Source organism: Thiomonas sp. 13-64-67 (assembly GCF_002282795.1).
Taxonomy (GTDB): domain Bacteria; phylum Pseudomonadota; class Gammaproteobacteria; order Burkholderiales; family Burkholderiaceae_C; genus Thiomonas; species Thiomonas arsenitoxydans.
On the sequence record NZ_NCKP01000023.1, the window covers coordinates 1 to 18,799 of the forward strand.

The 18,799-nt window shown below is 63.7% G+C and carries 19 protein-coding genes and 1 riboswitch; of the genes, 7 read left to right on the forward strand and 12 right to left on the reverse strand.

The window, feature by feature from the left end:
• From B7X30_RS07800 to B7X30_RS07810, 3 genes are all read right to left on the reverse strand, one after another.
• Positions 1-302: ATP-binding cassette domain-containing protein (locus B7X30_RS07800; RefSeq protein ID WP_286730127.1), on the reverse strand; the 302-nt coding region annotated here is incomplete at its 3' end.
• The gene (locus B7X30_RS07805) at positions 299-1,267 is read right to left on the reverse strand and encodes a FecCD family ABC transporter permease (RefSeq protein ID WP_286730128.1); all 969 of its coding nucleotides are present in this window, start codon (positions 1,265-1,267) and stop codon (positions 299-301) included. The genes B7X30_RS07805 and B7X30_RS07800, both read right to left, overlap by 4 nt.
• 6 nt (positions 1,268-1,273) lie before the next feature.
• Entirely contained in the window at positions 1,274-3,208 is a 1,935-nt protein-coding gene (locus B7X30_RS07810; RefSeq protein WP_286730129.1) for a TonB-dependent receptor domain-containing protein, read from the reverse strand.
• A gap of 156 nt (positions 3,209-3,364) precedes the next feature.
• A riboswitch (cobalamin riboswitch) is annotated at positions 3,365-3,597 on the reverse strand.
• 56 nt (positions 3,598-3,653) lie between these two features.
• Between B7X30_RS07810 and B7X30_RS07815 the strand changes: the two genes are divergently transcribed.
• The 3 genes from B7X30_RS07815 (at position 3,654) to B7X30_RS07825 (ending at position 4,895) form a co-directional block, all read left to right on the forward strand.
• Positions 3,654-3,896 (forward strand): hypothetical protein, encoded by a 243-nt coding sequence (locus B7X30_RS07815; protein WP_013105817.1) that lies wholly within the window; start codon positions 3,654-3,656, stop codon positions 3,894-3,896.
• Positions 3,893-4,225 (forward strand): cell division protein ZapA, encoded by a 333-nt coding sequence (locus B7X30_RS07820; protein ID WP_013105816.1) that lies wholly within the window; start codon positions 3,893-3,895, stop codon positions 4,223-4,225. Before B7X30_RS07815 ends, B7X30_RS07820 begins: the two co-directional genes overlap by 4 nt.
• A gap of 223 nt (positions 4,226-4,448) precedes the next feature.
• Entirely contained in the window at positions 4,449-4,895 is a 447-nt protein-coding gene (locus B7X30_RS07825) for a PIN domain-containing protein (protein ID WP_286730130.1), read from the forward strand.
• An 8-nt stretch (positions 4,896-4,903) separates the two neighbouring features.
• On the opposite strand, the gene lgt is transcribed toward B7X30_RS07825, so the two are convergent.
• Positions 4,904-5,731 (reverse strand): prolipoprotein diacylglyceryl transferase, encoded by an 828-nt coding sequence (gene lgt / locus B7X30_RS07830; protein ID WP_286730131.1) that lies wholly within the window; start codon positions 5,729-5,731, stop codon positions 4,904-4,906.
• A gap of 161 nt (positions 5,732-5,892) precedes the next feature.
• On the opposite strand from lgt, the gene ilvD reads away from it, so the two are divergent.
• The gene (gene ilvD, locus B7X30_RS07835) at positions 5,893-7,578 is read left to right on the forward strand and encodes a dihydroxy-acid dehydratase (RefSeq protein WP_286730132.1); all 1,686 of its coding nucleotides are present in this window, start codon (positions 5,893-5,895) and stop codon (positions 7,576-7,578) included.
• Positions 7,579-7,599: 21 nt separating this feature from the next.
• On the opposite strand, the gene B7X30_RS07840 is transcribed toward ilvD, so the two are convergent.
• The 3 genes from B7X30_RS07840 to B7X30_RS07850 are packed head-to-tail and all read right to left on the reverse strand — an operon-like array spanning position 7,600 to position 10,162.
• A complete protein-coding gene (locus B7X30_RS07840) occupies positions 7,600-8,409 on the reverse strand; it encodes a metal ABC transporter permease (protein WP_286730133.1) in 810 nt (269 codons plus the stop codon).
• Positions 8,406-9,251, reverse strand: a complete 846-nt coding sequence (locus B7X30_RS07845) for a metal ABC transporter ATP-binding protein (protein ID WP_286730134.1) — start codon at positions 9,249-9,251, stop codon at positions 8,406-8,408. The genes B7X30_RS07840 and B7X30_RS07845 overlap by 4 nt, the downstream gene beginning before the upstream one ends.
• 23 nt (positions 9,252-9,274) lie before the next feature.
• Complete coding sequence (locus B7X30_RS07850) at positions 9,275-10,162, reverse strand: metal ABC transporter solute-binding protein, Zn/Mn family (RefSeq protein ID WP_286730135.1); 888 nt, start codon at positions 10,160-10,162, stop codon at positions 9,275-9,277.
• A gap of 124 nt (positions 10,163-10,286) precedes the next feature.
• Between B7X30_RS07850 and xth the strand changes: the two genes are divergently transcribed.
• Positions 10,287-11,048: an exodeoxyribonuclease III gene (gene xth / locus B7X30_RS07855; RefSeq protein ID WP_286730136.1), complete on the forward strand. Its 762-nt coding sequence runs from the start codon at positions 10,287-10,289 to the stop codon at positions 11,046-11,048.
• A 6-nt stretch (positions 11,049-11,054) separates the two neighbouring features.
• On the opposite strand, the gene ntrC is transcribed toward xth, so the two are convergent.
• The 5 genes from ntrC to B7X30_RS07880 form a co-directional block, all read right to left on the reverse strand.
• A complete protein-coding gene (gene ntrC, locus B7X30_RS07860) occupies positions 11,055-12,530 on the reverse strand; it encodes a nitrogen regulation protein NR(I) (RefSeq protein ID WP_286730137.1) in 1,476 nt (491 codons plus the stop codon).
• A 31-nt stretch (positions 12,531-12,561) separates the two neighbouring features.
• Positions 12,562-13,647: a nitrogen regulation protein NR(II) gene (gene glnL / locus B7X30_RS07865; RefSeq protein WP_286730138.1), complete on the reverse strand. Its 1,086-nt coding sequence runs from the start codon at positions 13,645-13,647 to the stop codon at positions 12,562-12,564.
• Positions 13,644-14,153: a hypothetical protein gene (locus tag B7X30_RS07870; RefSeq protein ID WP_276709797.1), complete on the reverse strand. Its 510-nt coding sequence runs from the start codon at positions 14,151-14,153 to the stop codon at positions 13,644-13,646. Before B7X30_RS07870 ends, glnL begins: the two co-directional genes overlap by 4 nt.
• Positions 14,154-14,354: 201 nt before the next feature.
• A complete protein-coding gene (gene glnA / locus B7X30_RS07875) occupies positions 14,355-15,770 on the reverse strand; it encodes a type I glutamate--ammonia ligase (protein ID WP_013123072.1) in 1,416 nt (471 codons plus the stop codon).
• 236 nt (positions 15,771-16,006) lie between these two features.
• The gene (locus B7X30_RS07880) at positions 16,007-16,777 is read right to left on the reverse strand and encodes a competence/damage-inducible protein A (RefSeq protein ID WP_286730139.1); all 771 of its coding nucleotides are present in this window, start codon (positions 16,775-16,777) and stop codon (positions 16,007-16,009) included.
• 164 nt (positions 16,778-16,941) lie between these two features.
• Between B7X30_RS07880 and B7X30_RS07885 the strand changes: the two genes are divergently transcribed.
• Positions 16,942-18,489 carry a class I adenylate-forming enzyme family protein gene (locus B7X30_RS07885; RefSeq protein ID WP_286730140.1) on the forward strand — a complete coding sequence of 516 codons (1,548 nt, stop codon included), beginning with the start codon at positions 16,942-16,944 and terminating at the stop codon, positions 18,487-18,489.
• Positions 18,490-18,544: 55 nt separating this feature from the next.
• Positions 18,545-18,796 carry an acyl carrier protein gene (locus tag B7X30_RS07890; protein ID WP_286730141.1) on the forward strand — a complete coding sequence of 84 codons (252 nt, stop codon included), beginning with the start codon at positions 18,545-18,547 and terminating at the stop codon, positions 18,794-18,796.
• Positions 18,797-18,799: the final 3 nt, after the last annotated feature.

The window sequence follows — 18,799 nt, forward strand, 5'->3', positions numbered from 1 at the left end:
GCCGACAGGTTGAAGCGGTCGCGCGGCTGGGCTGGCATGAGGGTGCGCAGCGCTGCCAGACGCTCCGGGCCCAGTTCAGACAAGGGCTGCCCGGCCAGCTGAACCGCGGCGCGTTCGCCATGCAAAGGAAGTAGCCCGGCCAGTTGTCGCAGCAAGGTGGACTTGCCCGCGCCGTTGCGACCAATCAGCCCCAGCCGCTGCCCCGGCTGCAGGCGAAAAGACAGATTGCGGGCTAAGGCCGACTGATGCGCGGCGGCCACGACATCGAGCGCATCAACCTGCAGCCAGGCGTCCGGCTTCATCGCGCCCGCCGCAACATAAGAATGAACACCGGCGCGCCGACGAGTGCTGTGACCGCACCGACCGGCAGCTCATAGGGCATGACGACCCCGCGAGCCAGCGTGTCGGCCGCCACAACCAGCGCTGCCCCGGCCAGGGGTGCAGCCCAGGCCTGATCGCGCATGCGCTGCAGACCGACCAGCCGCAAGGCCTGCGGCACGACCAGCCCGACAAACCCCACCGCACCGGCCACCGCCACCGAAGCGCCTGTGGCCAAAGCGGCCAAGAGCACGAGTTCCAACCGCGCCCGCGTCACCGGCTCGCCGAGCAGCCACGCGGCCTCGCTGCCGAGCAGCAGCCGGTCATAGCGGCGCTGACGCCACAGCAGCCACACGGCGCCCAACACAGCCAGCCCGCACAGCCACAGGCCATGCGTGGCCCCCGAAAGATTACCCACCAGCCAGAACATCGCCCCGCGCAATTGTTGATCGGGCACCAGGGTCAGCAGCAGGGTGGACAGCGCCCCGGCCATTGCGGCCAGCATGGCGCCAATCAGAATGAGCTGGGCCGAGGCTTCATCATCGCGGCTCGCCATGATGCGCCGCCCCATGAGCAGCAGCGCAAGCAGCGCCGCGCCCGCCCCGATCACGCTGCCCAGCCACAAGGCCGCGCCCAGCAGCAGCGCCACGATGGCACCCAAGCCTGCGCCGCCGGATGCCCCGAGCACATAGGGATCGGCCAGCGGATTGCGCAGCAGAATCTGCATGGCCAGCCCCGCCTGCGCCAGCAACGCGCCCACCCCCATGCCGGCCAGCACCCGCGGCAGGCGTAACTGCCAGACGATGTCTGCATTCCAGCCACCCTCCCCGACCGACAGCGCCACCGCGACGACCGCGGCGAGCAGCAGCGGCAAGCCCAGGCGCCACAGCGACAAACTGCGTGCACCGGGGCTTGCTGAGCGTTCAAAGCGCATGGCGGATTTGTTCACGCCCTCTCAGAACGCAGGCCGCCAGGTCAGACCGACGAACACGCCCAGCGGTTCGCGGTTGTAGCCGTAAACCGTCTGATACTTCTTGTTGAACAGGTTTTGCACCCGCGCATTCCAGCTCCAGTCTTTCGACACCGCGCCGCTGGCGGTGAGGTCGACCGTGGTGTAGCTCCCTAGCGTGACCCGGCCGGTCGAACCATTATCCCAACGGGGGCCGCTGTAATGCACCGCAGCGCCATAAAGCACTGAGGCGAGCTCGTGGTTGACCGAGACATTGGCCAGACTGCGGGCGCGGCGCTGCAGCGTCGGGTCGCCGGGCAGACTGGTATTCACGGGTTGTTGCAGCGTGAGGTTGGCGTCATACGCCCAGCCCTTCCACGCGCCGCGCCCGGTCAACTCCAACCCCCGCGTGCGGCTGCTGGCGATGTTCTGGAAGGTGCTGGTCGTGAAGTCATACTGCCACTGGTCGGTCGCCTTGGTCTGGAACAGCGTGGCCCGCAGCACGTTCGCCCCTTGTGACCACTGCAAACCGGCCTCGACAGAGTGCGCCTTCTCCGCCTTCAGATTGGCGTTGCCGTAGTAAGGCGCGTACAGATAGCCCAGCGGCGCCGCATTGAAAGCGGTGGAATAGCTGGCAATCGCTTTGAAACCGCTGCCCAGTTCTCGTCCGTAGCCGAAATAGCCGGTGTTCTGGCCCGAGTAGCCGTCAATCGCGTCATGGCGCAGATTCAATTGAAACTCGTTGCCGTTGACGCTGCCGTCCAGTCCGACGAAGGCCGCCTTGGCTTGGCGATCCCTGGAGGGAATCGAACCGGTGATCGAACTGATGCCCTGGCTCTTCCATTCCAGCCCACCCGTGGCCGTCCAGCCGCTGCCGAGTTGCACCACATTGCGCCACAGCAGTTGCTGAACCCGGGTGCGATAAGTACCGCTGTAGGGGTAGGCGCTGAAGTTCTCGGTCGTGTTGGTGGTGCTCTGCTGCGAGACGCTCAGATGAGACTTCCAGGCGGCGGTCAATTGGTTGTCGCTGAACAGCTGATACAGATCCTGCGAGGTGCTGCTCAGATTGGTATCGGTCGGACTGGCGTAGACGCCATAGCTGTCGTAGCTGGCGCGGCCCTTGCTACTGAATGCGCGCAGGCCCAGCGACTGCCCCGGCGCCAGGGTCTGCACGATCGAGCCGTTCATTGTCGTGTTGCCGTAGCCGTTGCTGTTCGGGTTGGCATTGCTGAGCTGGGCGGGGTTGATTGCACTGACGCCCTGCGTCGTATAGCGGCTGACTCCTGCCTGCAAGGCCGTGTTGCCGACCTGTCCGCTGGCGTTGGCCGACACGGTGGCCGTGTTGCGGCTGCCTGCAGTGACCGAGATCGAGGCCTGCGGCTTTTTGCTGCCCGCGCGTGTGGTGATCAACACCACTCCGCCGATCGCGCCCGAGCCGTAGATGGCCGACACATTGCCGCGGATGATCTCGATGCGCTGAATCTGATCGGTGGTGAAGTTGTTGAGATACGCGACGCCCGTGGCGTCTTGTGCGTTCATGGGCACGCCGTCGAGCAGCACCAGCACATCCGGCCCGCCAAAACCGCGCACATACACATTGCCCGACTGCCCAGGGCCACCGTTGCTCGTCACCTGCACGCCAGCCACCTGCTGCAGCAAGGTCGTGAGGTTTTGTGCACCGCTTTGCTCGATCTGCTCGCGGGTGATCACGCTGACGCCCGGCAAGGCATCGGCCAGCGGCTGCGGGTAGCCCGTGGCCGACACCACCACCGGCGGCAGCGTGGTGGCGTCGGCCGGAGCGGTCTGCGCCTGCGCGTTCAGCCCGGCCAGACTGATGGCCGCGGCCAGCGCGGTGCGAAAGAAAATCGGTTGAGATGCGTGGACCACGCGAGGCCCAGACGAGGCTGGAGCAACGCCGTTTGAAGGGAACTGCTGAGACATGACTGAATTTCCGGATGAATGAGCGCTGCCGTGTTCCCCCGCACGGCTGGCGCGGCTGAAGTGCGCCGCGGCAGGGCCCAGAGCGCATCTCAACCTTCGCAGGGCTGCGCTGCGCGCACCCGGCTGGCCTTGATGCGCCCCTTCGCCCCGAAGCTGCGCGTCTTCTCGTCGTTGGCCGGTATCCGGGCTGGCGACGCGATCCGAACCTCCTTCCCAAATCCGAAAATTCAGTGGAGAGCTTGTCCGAACGGAAGGCTTGCGCCTTCGGTCGCTGACCGTTGCGGGGGCAGCACAGGCCGGAGCATCTGCCGGGGGCATGGCTCTTCCTGTTTCCCGTTTAACTGCGCAGCGTGAACCACCGCGCGAGCACCAACGACCGTCATGTTAGCCGGGCGACAGCGTCGTTTTTGCCGACTCTCGGGTGGCCGACTTTAGAATGCCTCGCATGGACGAACGACAGCCCTCCCCCGCCATCGCCCAGTTGCAATCGCGCGTTGAGCGGCTGCTGCTGCGTCACAACGAGTTGCTGCGCACCAACGCCTTGCTGGCCGAGCGGGTGCAATCGCTCGAAGCCGAGCGCGACCAGATGCGTCAGCGCCTGCACGACGCCACCCAGCGCATCGACCGATTGCTGGCACGGCTGGATCAGACCCCTTCCATTTCGGGCGAGCCCGACCCACACGCATGAGCACGACCACGCTGGATGTGAACATCATGGGCCAGATCTACACCCTGGCCTGCCCCGCCGACGAGCAAGCCGCGCTGCTGGCCGCCGTGCGCGAAGTGGACACCGAGATGTGCGCCATTCGCGATATGGGCAAGGTGCGCGCCCGCGAGCGGATCGCCGTGCTTGCCGCGCTCAATCTGGCGCACAGCCTGATCGAGTCGCGCAATGCGAACAAGGCCGCAGGCGCTTCGGCGCAGGCGTCGCTGGCGTTTGAAGAAGATGCGCAGGCCGTGGCCCAACTCACCCGTCAGCTCGACGATGCCCTGGGCGCCGAGGGCAAATTGCTCTGATTCTTCCCCGGCCGCGATTCATCGCCCTACAATCAGTTTCGTCTGTCGGGCTTGGCTGGGTCGGCATTTCCTGAACCGATAAATTTGTGCTTCGGGCTTGGAAATTCTGTGTGTGCGCGTGACGTCTCGCGCAGACGTCCCCAAGCGCAGTGACCTTGCCCACCTGTCCCAGTAGGGTTCAGGGATCAACGCTCAATCAGGTTCCGGCAGACACCTCCCCCGCATGACCTCCCCTTTGCTTCGCCCTGCCCTGTGCGTTCTCGACACCCAGGTGCTGCTCGACTGGGCGCTGTTCGACGACCCGCGCGTGCGTCCTTGGGCCGAGGCCATACAGCGCGGCCGCGTGCGCTGGATTTACTGTGCCGCCATGCAGGTCGAGGCCTTGCGCGTGGTGCAGTATCCGGCGCTGGCCAGGCGGTTCGACCCCCAGGCATCAGCCGATAAGTTGGCCGATTGTTTTGCGCGTTGGGGGCAGTGCTGCACCACACCGCCAGCGCAGCACTGCTTGGTGTGTGCCGATCCTGACGACCAAATGTTTCTCGACCTCGCCTTGGCGCAGCATGCAGCAAACCTGTTGAGCCGCGACCGCGCTGTGCTGCAATTGGCGCGGCGCGCCAGGCCGCTCGGCCTGCACATCGGCCCGCCCGAGAGCGCGTCGGCGCCAGGCTGAAACCGATGTCAAGAAGCCGACTGCCCCAGCGCCAGCAGACGGTTTTTGCGCCGCAGCGACCACCAGATCATCCCGCTGCCCAGAATGATCAGCGGGATCGACAGCAACTGCCCCATGGTGAGGTGAAACCAGAGATAGCCGAGAAACGCATCGGGCTGGCGGAAAAATTCATCGGTGAAACGCGCCAGCCCATAGCCGAGCGCGAAGCACCCGGCAATGAAACCGCGCGGCCGCTCTTTGCGCGACAGCCACCACAGCACCACGAACAACACAATGCCTTCGAGGAACATTTCGTAGAGCTCGGAGGGAAAGCGCGGCACCATGCTGCCGGACTTGGGGTAGATCATCGCTCCCGGCCACCAAGCGGGCGCTGGCCGTCCCCACAACTCGCCGTTGATGAAGTTGCCGATGCGCCCGAACGCCAGGCCTGGCGGAATGAGCGGAGCGACAAAGTCCATGATCTGCAGCCACGAGTAGCGCCGGGTGCGCGCAAACCAGTAAGCCGCCACCATCACGCCGAGCAGCCCGCCGTGGAAGGACATGCCGCCGTCCCACACCGCGACGATCTGCGCCGGATGAGAGAAGTAATAGGCCGGTTGATAGAACAACACGTAGCCGGTGCGCCCCCCCAGAATCACGCCCAACACACCGGCGAACAGCAAGTCTTCGATATCGCGCGAGGTCCAGCCCTGGCGCGCATAAGGCTGGTCTTTGAGGCGCTTTTGCGCCAGCAGCCAAAAAGTGATGAAGCCCAGCAGGTACATGATGCCGTACCAATGCACCTTGATCGGGCCAAGTTCCAGGGCTATGGGATTGAAGTCGGGGTGGATCAGCATGGGCGTGAAGTGTACGGGCTTGCCTTGAGCAATCCTTTCAAGCGGCGCGCGGGCAAGCCAATATTTACCTTTGGATACTACTGCGCCGCTTCCATGACGGTGCACGCCGCCGCTTGCCGCACGACAATGACGTTATTGTCGACCTGCTCCCACTGCCTGCCATGCCCCAGAAACTGCGTTCCGAAAACATCACCGTGGGCGCATCGCGCGCGCCCAATCGCTCCATGTTCTATGCCATGGGCTACAAGAAGTCGGACTTCAGCAATCCGATGATCGGCATTGCCAACGCGCACTCCACCATCACCCCTTGCAACTCCGGCCTGCAGCGCCTGGCCGACGCCGCCATCGAGGGCGTGCGCGCCGCTGGCGGCAATCCGCAGATGTTCGGCACGCCGACCATTGCCGACGGCATGTCCATGGGCACCGAGGGCATGAAGTACTCGCTGGTCTCGCGCGAGGTCATTGCCGACTGCGTCGAGACCTGCGTGCAGGGCCAGTGGATGGACGGCGTGGTCACCGTGGGCGGCTGCGACAAAAACATGCCCGGCGCCATGATCGGCATGCTCCGTTGCAATGTGCCGGGCATCTTCGTCTATGGCGGCACCATCCTGCCAGGCCATTACAAGGGCAAGGATCTGAACATCGTCTCGGTCTTCGAGGCCGTGGGCGAACACGCCGCCGGGCGTATGAGCGATGCCGATTTCGACGCCGTCGAGCAGTGCTCTGTGCCCACCAGCGGCTCCTGCGGCGGCATGTACACCGCCAACACCATGTCCAGCGCCATCGAGGCCATGGGCATGTCGCTGCCCTACTCGTCCACCATGGCCAATGTGCATGAGGAAAAAGTGCAGTCCGCGCGCGATTCCGGCCAGGCGTTGCTCGCCGCGGTGCGCGCCGGGCTGAAGCCGCGCGACATCGTCACCCGCAAGGCGCTGGAAAACGCCGCTGCCGTGGTCATGGCCACGGGCGGCTCGACCAACGCGGTGCTGCATCTGCTGGCCATTGCGCATGCCGCCGAAGTGCCGTTTGCCATTGAAGACTTCGAGGTGATTCGCAAGCGCACCCCGGTGCTCTGCGACATGAAGCCCTCGGGCCGATATGTCGCCACCGATCTGCACCGCGCTGGCGGCATTCCGCAAGTCATGAAAATTCTGCTGGAAGCCGGTGTGCTGCATGGCGACTGCATCACCATTAACGGCAAGACCGTGGCCGAGAATCTCAAGGACGTTCCCGCCCAGCCCAGCGCGGAGCAAGACGTGATTCGTCCCATCGACAAGCCGATGTACGCCCACGGCCACCTGGCCATTCTCAAGGGCAATCTGGCCGAAGACGGCTGCGTGGCCAAGATCACCGGGCTGAAAAAGCCCAGCATGACCGGCCCCGCGCGCGTGTTCGACGACGAGCAAAGCGCGCTCGAAGCCATTCTGGCCGGCAAGATCAAGGCCGGCGACATCATGGTGCTGCGCTACCTCGGGCCCAAGGGCGGCCCCGGCATGCCCGAGATGCTCGCGCCCACGTCGGCGCTGGTGGGCGCGGGGTTGGGTGAGTCGGTTGGGCTTATCACCGACGGCCGGTTCTCCGGCGGCACCTGGGGCATGGTCGTCGGCCACGTCGCCCCCGAAGCCATGGTGGGCGGCTCCATCGCCCTGGTGCAGGAAGGTGACCGCATCACCATCGACGCGCCTTCCCTGAGCCTGACCCTGCACGTCAGCGATGAAGAACTCGCCCGCCGCCGCGCCGCCTGGACGCCGCCCGCCAGACGCTATACCCGCGGTGTGATGGCCAAGTTCGCGGCGCTGGTCGGCAGTTCGCATCGCGGCGCGGTGCTCGATGCCGATCTGGGCTGACACAGCCGGGGCGCGCTCAGCTCAACCCGAACCGCCCCGCCAAGCGCGCCAGGCATGGCCGAGCAAATACAGGCCAAAGCTCAGCGAGGCAATCCAGGTGCTGGCTGGATAACCGATGTAATACGCCGCAGCCAGCCCGCCCCAGGTCACCGCCAGCCCGAGCGCCATCGACAGACCGACGCCGCCCGCAATGCTGCGGCTCACGGTCTGCGCCGTGGCCGCGGGGCCGATGAGCAAAGCGAAAATCAGCAAGGCTCCGATCACTGGCACGGCAATCGCCACCGTGGCCGCCACCAGCAAGATGAACAGCAGATCGAGCAGCCGGGTATTCACCCCCCTCGCCTGAGCGCCTTCGGGGTTGAAACTGGCGAAGCACAGCGGGCGATACAGCACGGCCAGCCCCGCCAGACCGGCCACACACACCAGTAGCGACAATGCCGCCTGCGCCGTCGTGATGCCCACAATGCTGCCGAACAGAATGCTCATCGCCGACTGCGCGTTGGCGGTGTAGAGATTGAGAAACAGCACGCCCAGCCCCAGGGCGAACATGAGCACCATGCCGATGCCGATATCGCGCTGGCGGATGCGCCCGCCCGTCAGCGCCAGGGCAACGCCGCTGGTCAGCGTAAACGCAAACAGGCCGAGATAAGGGCTTAGACCCAGCAGAATGGCCCCCGCCGCGCCGGTGAAGCCGACATGCGACAGCGCATGCGCGGCAAACGCCTGCCGCCGCAAGGTGATGAAATAGCCCACGGCGGCGCTCAACACCGCAATCGCGCTGCCCGCCAGCAGTGCATGCCGCATGAAGCCATATTCCAGACCGAGGATCATGCGCCCTCTCCTTCGCCGGCATGACCGTGATCGTGCCCACAATGTGCGGCCTCTTCGGGCATGAAGCCACCGGCGGGATGAATGAACAGATAGCCGCCTTCGCGCGCCACGGCCATCGGCAGACCATACAGCGCCGACAGCGCCGGTGCGTTGACCACCTCATCCACCGTGCCCAGCCGCCCCCGGCCGCCCGCGAGGTAGAGCACCTGATCCATATGCGGCAGCAACGGATTGATGTCGTGCGCGGTCATCAACACCGTCATGCCCTGCTCGGTACACAACCGGCGCGCCGTTTGCAAAATGCGCTGCTGCGCCTGGGGGTCGAGGTTGGAGAGCGGTTCATCCAGCAGCAACATGCGCACCGGGTTGACCAGCGCCTGGGCGATGCGCGCCCGCTGGCGCTGCCCGCCGGAGAGCGCGTCCATGCCGCGTTCGGCGAGCGACCCCATTTCCATCGCCTTCAGCGCCGCATCGATGGCCTGCGCACGCTGCTGCGCACCTCCGAGCCCCAGCCCCCAGCGTTCGCCCTGCCAGGCCGTGGCGACAAAGCTGCGCACCCGCAGAAAACTGTCGGCGCCAACCGGGTCGCGCTGCGAGACATAGCCGATGTGAGCCCGCGCGGACACGCCTTCCTGCCCCAGCAAACGCAAGCGGCCCGACTCCAGCGGCTGCAAGCCCAGCAAGGCGCGCAGCAAGGTGGTTTTGCCCGCACCGTTGGCGCCGAACACGCCGACAAACTGCCCAGGGCGGATGTGCAGATCCAGTCCTTCAAGCACGGTGCGCCCCCCGAGTGCGCAGCGCAGGCCCTGTGCTTGCACCGCCCATTCGGTCGGAGAGTTCATCGCGGAAGGTTCAGCCGACACGGTCAATGCGATTTGCCCAGCGCCCGCTCGATCGCGGCGAGGGTTTGCAGTTGCCACTGCACATAGCCAGTCTTGGGCGGCACGAATTCATCCACCCCCACCACCGGCACCCCGGAATCCAGCGCGACCCTGCGCAGGCGATCCGTCAGCGGGTCGGTCACCTGGCGGTTGTAGAACAGCAGCGCCACTTTGTGCTGACGCAGATGGTCTTCGTAGCGCGCCACTTCGGCGGGAGAGGGCTCGGTGTCGTTCATCACGTCGAATTGAAATTTCTCGCCCAGACTGGTCCAGCCCAGTTGCCGCAGCAGATAACCGACCACCGGCTCGGTGGCCGTGACTTTGAGCTGCGGATATTGCTTTTTCAGCGCGGCCTGCGCCTCGTTCAGCCGACTCAACTGCGCCTTGAAACCCTGCAGATTCGCGGCAAAGACTTGGCGATGCGCCGGATCGGCTCGCTGCAGCAGTTGCGTGAGTTTTTCCGCCACCTTGAGCGCGATCAGCGGATCGTAGAACACATGCGGATTGCGATCGGCCATGATCAGCGCAGGGTCGAGTTCGGCGGCCACGATCACCTGCCGCTGCGGGGCGGGATTGGCGGCCAGCATTTTGCTCATCCACTCGTCGTAGCCGATGCCGTTGAGAATGGCGACCTGCGCCTTCGCCACCTTGCGCGCCACGGCCGGCGTCGCCTCGAAGCTGTGCGGATCGACGTTCGGATTGCTGATGATGCTGTCCACCTTCACCTCATCGCCGCCGATGGCCTGCGCAATGACGCCATAGGTACTTTCTGCCGCCACGATGGAAATCGGCGCCGCCTGCGCCCCGCTGGCGAACAGCTGCGAGAGCGGCGACAAAAGAGCGAGGTAAAGCAGGAAGGATCGGGCTGTCATGAGAAATCTCTGAGGACAAAACAGGAGTTACTTTATAACATCTCAAATAAAGCGAATGTATCCAGATGCAAGTTTCCCGCTGGTGCGTCGCAGGCAGAATAGGACGTTTGAAAAAGCGACGACCATGAAAATTGCCACCTGGAATGTGAACTCCCTCTCCGTGCGCCTGCCGCAGGTGCTCGACTGGCTGCAGGCCCAGTCGCCCGACGTGCTGGCGCTGCAGGAAACCAAGCTGACCGATGAACGGTTTCCGCATGCCGAGCTGCTGGATGCGGGTTATCACAGCGTGTGCCTCGGGCAGCCGACCTACAACGGCGTGGCCCTGCTCAGTCGCCACGAGGCTAAGGAGGTGCAGCGCGGCATTCCCGGTTTCGAGGATGCGCAGGCGCGCGTCATTGCCGCGACGTTTGGCGATCTGCGGGTGATCGACGCCTATTTTCCCAATGGGCAGGCGCCGGATAGCGACAAGTTCGCCTACAAAATGCGTTGGCTCGATGCGCTGCAGGCATGGGTCGCTGCGGAACTGCAGCGTTATGCGAAAGTGGCGCTGATGGGCGACTTCAACATTGCCCCGGAAGATCGTGATGTGTTCGATCCGGTCGCCTGGGCCGGGCAGATTCACTGCACGCCCGAAGAGCGCGCGCATTTCAAGGCGCTGCTCGGGCTCGGACTGATCGACGCCTTCCGCGCCTTTGACCAGCCGCCCAAGAGCTGGAGCTGGTGGGATTACCGCAATCTGGCCTTCCGCAAAAATCAGGGCCTGCGCATCGACCACATTCTGGTGAGCGAGGGCTTGCGCGATTCGCTGCAGAGCTGCGTCATCGACAAGGCGCCGCGCAAGAACGAGCGCCCCAGCGATCACGCGCCGGTGATTGCCGTCGTGTGACTCAGCTCATTCTTCCATCCCCAGTTCCTGAATTTTTCGGGTGATGGTGTTGCGGCCGATGCCGAGTTTTTGCGCCGCTTCGATGCGCCGACCGTGGGTTTGCGCCAGCGCGGCGGCGATCACCGCGCGTTCGAATCGCTGGGTCAGATGGTGCATGACATCGGGCTCGCCCCTGCGGATCAAGCCCTGGGCCACCTGTTCGACGCGGTACTCCCAGTCCTCGTTCAACGGCTCAATCGCCGTTGAATCGGGGTTTGAAGCCGCAATAAAAGGGATATCGGCCGACGCTGTTGCCGCCACAGCAGGCATCGGCGCTTGCTCAGAGCGGACTTCCGTTTTTACATCGTCGGGCAGGTCTTTGACCTGAATGGTCTGCGCCGGCGCCATGACGGTCAGCCACTGACACAGGTTCTCCAACTGCCGCACATTGCCGGGAAAGGGGAACTGCTGCAGCACGCGCAGGGCCTCGGCGGAGATGCGCTTGGCCTCGACGCCGAGCTCCTGCGCGCTGCGCTGCAGGAAATGTTTAGTGAGCGGAGCAATGTCTTCGCTGCGCTCGCGCAGGGCCGGAAGGCGCAGGCGAATGACGTTGAGGCGGTGAAACAGATCCTCGCGGAACTGGCCCTGGGCCACACGTTGTTCGAGGTTCTGGTGCGTGGCGGCAATGACCCGCACATGCGACTTGATGGCGCTGTGCCCGCCCACTCGGTAATAGTGTCCATCGGACAGCACGCGCAGCAGGCGGGTCTGCAGTTCAAGCGGCATGTCGCCGATTTCGTCGAGGAACAAGGTGCCGCCTTCTGCCTGCTCGAAGCGGCCACGCCGCAGGGTCTGCGCGCCGGTGAAGGCGCCGCGCTCGTGGCCGAACAGCTCGCTTTCCAGCAGATCCTTCGGAATGGCCGCGGTGTTGATCGCGACAAACGGCCCGCCCGAGCGCGGGCTGTGCTTGTGCAGGGCGCGGGCGACGAGCTCCTTGCCCGAACCCGACTCTCCCGTGATCAGCACGGTCACCTGCGAATGCGCCAGGCGGCCGATGGCGCGGAACACATCTTGCATGGCCGGGGCCTGGCCGAGCAGCTCGGGGGCTTCGTTGTGCGCTTCATCGGCCTGCTCTTCGCGCAGGCTTTCATCGACGGCCCGCTGGATCAGTTCGACCGCTTTGTCCACATCGAAGGGTTTGCTCAGATAGTCGAACGCGCCGCCCTGCAGCGAGGCCACCGCGCTATCGAGATCGGAGTAGGCAGTCATGATGATGACGGGCAGGCCGGGATGCGATTGGCGGATTTGTTGCAGCAAGTCGATACCGTTGCCGCCCGGCATGCGGATGTCGCTGATGAGCACTTGCGGGCAGCCTTCGGCAAAGGCGCTGAGCACGTCGCGCGGATTGGAAAAACTGCGCACTTCCATGCCCGACTTCTGCAGCGCCTTTTCCAGCACGAAGCGGATCGAGGCGTCGTCGTCAACCAGCCAGATCGGTTTCATCGCGCGCTCCCTTGCGACGAAAGCCCTGCCTTCAAGGCAGCGGAAGGGTGATGCGGAATTCTGTGTGGCCGGGCTGGCTGTCGCATTCGATGGTTCCCTGATGTTGCTGGACGAAGGTCTGGGCCAGGGTGAGCCCCAGTCCACTCCCTCCTTCTCGGCCCGAGATCAGCGGAAAAAAAATGCGATCCTTCAGTTCCGCTGGCACCCCGGGGCCGTTGTCCACGATATGCAAGACCAGTGCCAACTTGTAGCGCTGACGGGCCACCGTCATCTGCCGCGCCACGCGGGTGCGGAACGCGATGCGAGCATCGCCCTGCACGATACGCTGTTGCAAGGCCTGCGCCGCGTTGTGGGCGATGTTGAGCACCGCCTGGATGAGCTGTTCCTTGTCACCGCGGAATTCGGGCAGGCTGGCGTCGTAGTCCTGCTCGATGGTCAGCCCGTGCGGAAACTCGGCCTGCAGCAGGGTGCGCACATGCTCACACACTTCGTGGATGTTCACGTCGCCCACCACATGCGGCTTGCGGTGCGGCGCCAGCAGGCGGTCCACCAGGGTTTGCAGCCGGTCGGCCTCGGCGATGATGACCTGGGTGTACTCCTGCAATTCCGCAGACGGCAGCTCGGCGTGCAGCAACTGCGCTGCACCGCGTAGGCCGCCCAGCGGGTTTTTGATCTCGTGCGCCAGATTGCGAATCAGCTCTTTGTTAGCCTGCGCCTGGTTGTGCCACTGCTCCTCGCGCTCCAGCCGAGACTGCTGGCTGATCTCCACCACCTCGGCGAGCAGCAGGCCCTGAGGATGATCGGTGCGCGCCACGATCAGCTGTACTTGCACCGCCTCGCGCAAATCGCGCAGCCGCATCATGCAGTCGAAGCGCTTGCTGCTGAACTCATTGCTGCGCACCTGGAGCAAAGACTCCTGCCAGAGGGCGGGGCAGTCCATCCAGTGGCTCAGGTTTTGCCCGTTCAAAAGACGGCGAGAGACGCCCAGCCCGTTTTCTAGCGCCGGATTGGCGTATTCAATCGCGCCTTCGGCATCCACCAGGGCGGCCATCGAGGCCAGCCACTCCAGGCCGGGATACTCGGTCGCGCCCGGCTGGCCGACCGCTGCGACGTTCATTGCGGATACTTTTGCAACTCGCGTTGCAAGGCGGCAATATTGGCCTGCGTCATGGCGATCTGGTCTTTCATCTGCGCCACGCGCTGGGCGTATTCGCCGCCCTTGACCCCGCCGCCCACCAGCCGTTCGCTGGGCAGGTAGTCGGGCTGGCCATTGTTGTAGGCCTTGAGTTGCTGCTCGAGCCGCGCCTGCTGTTGCTGCAATTCCTGCTCCAGAATGCGCCGCGCCTCGAGATCGCGCTCTTTTTGCGTGGAGGGCGCGACCCGCGCGGCCTGGTTGCCGCTCGGCTCTGCATTTTGCGCGCTGGGTTTGCTGCCCGATCCGATGACCTTGGGCGTCATGCCCGGACTGGAGAGGATGCTCACATTGGCGTTGTCGATCAGCTTGCAGTTCTTCGCCTTCACCTCGGAAAGATCGTTGGTGTAGGAGTTGTCCGGGCAGCGGTAAACGCGCTGCGGGTCGGTCTGCGCCACAGCGGCAGAGGCGCTCGCCAGGGACGCGAACAAAGCAAACGCGGCGTAACGAACGCTTGATCGGGCAGTCAATCGGGCAGTCAATTGGGCAAACAAGGTCATGGTGGCGCGCATTCAAAAAATCAACGGTCAGTGTAAGTCTGGCAACGCGCGTGCCGCGCACCCGGCCGACAGGACGTGGCGGAATTGCCAAAAAAAAGCGGCCCGAAGGCCGCATTTGAAAACCCTCCCACCTTACAGCGAGTAGTACATATCGAACTCGACCGGGTGCGTGGTCATGCGGAAGCGGGTGACCTCTTCCATCTTCAGCTCGATGTAGGCGCTGATGAAGTCGTCGCTGAACACTCCGCCCTTGGTCAGGAAGGCGCGATCCTTGTCCAGATAGTCCAGTGCCTGGTCGAGGCTGGAGCACACGGTCGGGATCTTGGCCTCTTCTTCCGGCGGCAGGTCGTAGAGGTTCTTGCTCGCGGCTTCGCCCGGGTGGATCTTGTTTTCCACGCCGTCCAGGCCGGCCATCATCATGGCGGAGAAGGCCAGATAAGGGTTGGCGGTCGGGTCGGGGAAACGCACTTCGATGCGGCGGGCTTTGTCGCTCTGCACGAACGGCACACGGATCGAAGCCGAACGGTTGCGCGCCGAGTAAGCCAGCATCACCGGGGCCTCGAAGCCAGGCACCAGACGCTTGTAGGAATTGGTGCCAGGGTTGGTGATGGCGTTGAGCGCGCGGGCATGTTTGATGATGCCGCCGATGTAATACAGCGCAAAGTCGCTCAGACCGGCGTAGCCATTGCCCGCGAACAGGTTCTTGCCGTCTTTCCAGATGGACTGGTGCACATGCATGCCCGAGCCGTTGTCGCCGACGATGGGCTTGGGCATGAAGGTCGCGGTCTTGCCGTAGGCGTGGGCGACGTTTTGGATCACATACTTCATGATCTGCGTCCAGTCGGCGCGCTGCACCAGGGTGGAGAATTTGGTGCCGATTTCGCACTGGCCGGCGTTGGCCACTTCGTGGTGATGCACTTCGACCGGCACGCCCATTTGTTCGAGCAGCAGGCACATTTCCGAGCGGATGTCCTGCAGACTGTCGACCGGGGGCACCGGGAAATAGCCGCCCTTCACCGACGGGCGGTGGCCCATATTGCCGCCTTCCATCTTGTCGCCGGTGGCCCAGGCGGCTTCGTTGGAGTCGATCTTGACGAAGCAGCCCGACATGTCCACATTCCAGCGGACCTGGTCGAAAATGAAAAACTCGGGTTCCGGACCGAAATAGGCGGTATCGCCGATGCCCGATGCTTTCAGATAAGCCTCGGCCTTTTTGGCGATGGAACGCGGATCGCGGTCGTAGGGTTTGCCGTCACCGGGTTCGAGCACATCGCAGCTCAGTAGCAGCGTGGTTTCTTCGTAGAACGGGTCGATATTGGCGGTGTTCGGGTCGGGCATGAGCAGCATGTCCGAGGCTTCGATGCCCTTCCAGCCAGCGATGGACGAGCCGTCGAAGGCGTGACCATCGGAGAACTTGCCCTCATCGAAATGCGAGACAGGCACCGTGACGTGCTGCTCTTTGCCGCGGGTGTCGGTGAAACGGAAATCCACGAATTTGACATCGTGCTCTTTCACCAGGCCCATCACGTCGGCGACTGTTTTGCTCATAAAAATCTCCTGTCAGGTTGAAATGCGTTGGGGGTGGTCATCGGCCGTGCTGAAGACGCCACTTGACATCGTTTGCTGCAATGCTCCGCGCAGTGCAGGGAATCTAGCAGAAAGCGTGCCCAGATCGTTTGAAACCCAGCTCCTCCCACCAGTAGAAAAGACGGGGTTTGCAGACGGCGAAAAATGCACCAAAAAAGTGCCGAAAACTCTCATGCACTTTTTCGGTGCGATTCAGCTCATTTTGGTGCATCTTCCCAACTGCCTTTCGGGAGGTGGGCTCGCAAATAGTCGAAAGCCTCACTTACGGCCGCCGAGTCGCCCTTCACGCCGAGTTCAATGTGCCGCCCCCAAACCGGGTGATCCACGCTGGGGAGGCTGAAAACCTTGACGCCCGCAAACCGCTGCTCGATGTCTTCCATCAAGGGCGTGAGGTCGGACTCCATTGCGTGGCGCACGATCACGGCCCGTTCAACCTGATGACCCTGGCCGTGCAGATGCGCCAGCGGACCATCTAGCGCCCATTCGAGCATCGGCCACGCCATGACCGGAAAGCCCGGGACGAAGTAGTGCTGCCGGATGGAAAAGCCCGGAATGCGGTTGTAAGGGTTGGGAATGATGGCGCTGCCCTGCGGAAACATGCCCATGTTCAAGCGCTGCTGGTTGGCGGGGCTGTCCACATCGCCCAGCCCGGCTTCGATGACCCGCTGCTGAATCAGCGCCTTGGCCTCAAGGTGTAACTCCAGCGGCAGGCCCAGCGCGGCTGCGGCGCTCTGCCGGGTGTGATCGTCTGGCGTGGCGCCGATGCCGCCACAGCTCAGCGCCACATCGCCGCGCCGGAAACTGGCGGCAAATGCCTCGGTCAGCTGGGCGGGATCGTCGCCCAGATAGCTCACCCAGTCCAGCCGCATCTCTCGCGCCTTGAGCAGAGCCAGGATCTGAGGGAAATGTTTGTCCTGCCGCTTTCCCGACAGGATTTCGTCGCCGATGATGTAAAGCCCCAGTCCCATGCTTGTGCTCTGAATTGAAAATCCAAGCATAGCGGGACGCCGTCGCTTTCGCGCCACCACGCCCCCCAAAAAAATCACACTCTGGCGCTTTCCGTGCGATTGCGGGGTGACGCTTCAGCACGCTGCGCCTTTATGCTGAGTTACCTCGTTTTTAATGGACGCTCATGCTGCTTCACCACACTTTCGAGACCATCGCCGCCGAGTTTTCCGAACATCGCGCCATCGTGCGCGAAGGCGTGACGGCCCGCTACGGCGAATTGGCCGACCGGGTGGAGGGCATCGCCGCGGCACTGCGAGCTCATAGGGTGCAGCGCGGTGAGCGGGTGGCGCTGTTTCTCGACAACTGCGTGGAAATGATCGCGGCCATGTACGCCGTGCTCAAGATCGGTGCGGTGTTCATGCCGGTCAACACCCTCACCAAGGCTGACAAGCTGGCTTATATCCTCAACGATTCCGAAGCCTGCGCTCTGTTCAGCCAGCAGGAACTGGCCGAAACCAGCCGTGCGGCCCTGGCGCTGAACCCCAGCGTGCGTCGTTGCTACATGCTCACGGCCTACGCGCAGGGCAAGCCGGACGTCGGCACACCCGATCCACGCGAATGCGCCTTTCCTGCCGCCCTGCCCGGCGCGGCCTGCTCGCCTACGCAACCCGATCTGATCGATCAGGATCTGGCCGCCATCATTTACACCTCGGGATCCACCGGCGATGCCAAAGGGGTGATGCTCACGCATCTCAACATGCTCACCGCGCTGCGCTCGGTGCGCGGCTACCTCGGGCTGCGGCAGGACGACGTCATCGTCTGCGCCCTGCCTCTGGCCTTCGACTATGGGCTGTATCAGGTTCTCATGGCCTTCAGCCTGGGCGCCACCGTGCTGCTGGAGCGCTCGTTCACCTTTCCGGTCAAGGTGCTGGCCAATATGGCGCGGGAGCGGGTGACGGTGTTTCCCGGCGTGCCCACCATGTTCACCCTGCTGACCAACCTCAAGGCGCTGCATGAGTTCGACCTCTCGGCGCTGCGGCTGATCACCAATACCGCCGCGGCCTTGCCGCAGACCCAAATCGCGCAGATTCGTGCGCTGTTTCCGCAGGCCACGCTGTTTTCCATGTACGGGCTGACCGAGTGCAAGCGGGTGACCTACCTGCCGCCGGAACAGCTCGATGTGCGCCCCGGCAGCGTCGGGCGCGGCATGCCCAATGAAGAAGTCTGGCTGGCGGACGACGAAGGCCGTCGCCTGCCCAACGGCAGCACCGGCGAGCTGGTCATCCGCGGCAGCCATGTGATGCGCGGATACTGGCGCAAGCCCGAGCAAACCGCGCAGCGTCTGCGTCCGGGGCCGATTCCTGGCGAGATGGTGCTGTATTCGGGCGACCTGTTTCGCACCGACGAAGAAGGCTGGCTGTATTTCGTGGCGCGGCGAGACGACATCATCAAAAGCCGGGGCGAAAAAGTCAGTCCGCGTGAAGTTGAAAACGTGCTGCATTCACTCGATGGCGTGTTTGAGGCCGCCGTCATCGGCGTGGACGACGCCCTGCTCGGCCAGGCGGTCAAAGCCTTTGTGGTGTGCAAGCCGGGCTACACGCTCACCGAGCGCGATGTGATCAAGCACTGCCTGGCGCACATCGAAAACTTCATGGCGCCGAAATACGTTGAATTTGTCGATGCACTGCCGCGCACCGACACAGGAAAAATCAAAAAAACCGGCTTGCGCTGAGCCCGCCCCTTCTGCTGTCCTTCCTCATCTTTGCTCTCACCGAGGCTTCATTCTCATGTCTGACATCCAGAAAAAAATTCGCGACTACATCGACAGCAACTTTTTGCTCGGCGCGCGCGACACCAGCTATAGCGACACCGACTCGCTGCTCGATCTGCACATTCTCGACTCCACCGGCGTGCTCGAACTCATCCTCTTCCTCGAAGAGAACTGGGGCATTCAGGTGGCCGACATCGAAATGGTGCCCGACAACCTCGACAGCGTGGCCGCCATCGCCGCCTATGTGCAACGCAAACAGGCGACCTGAAAA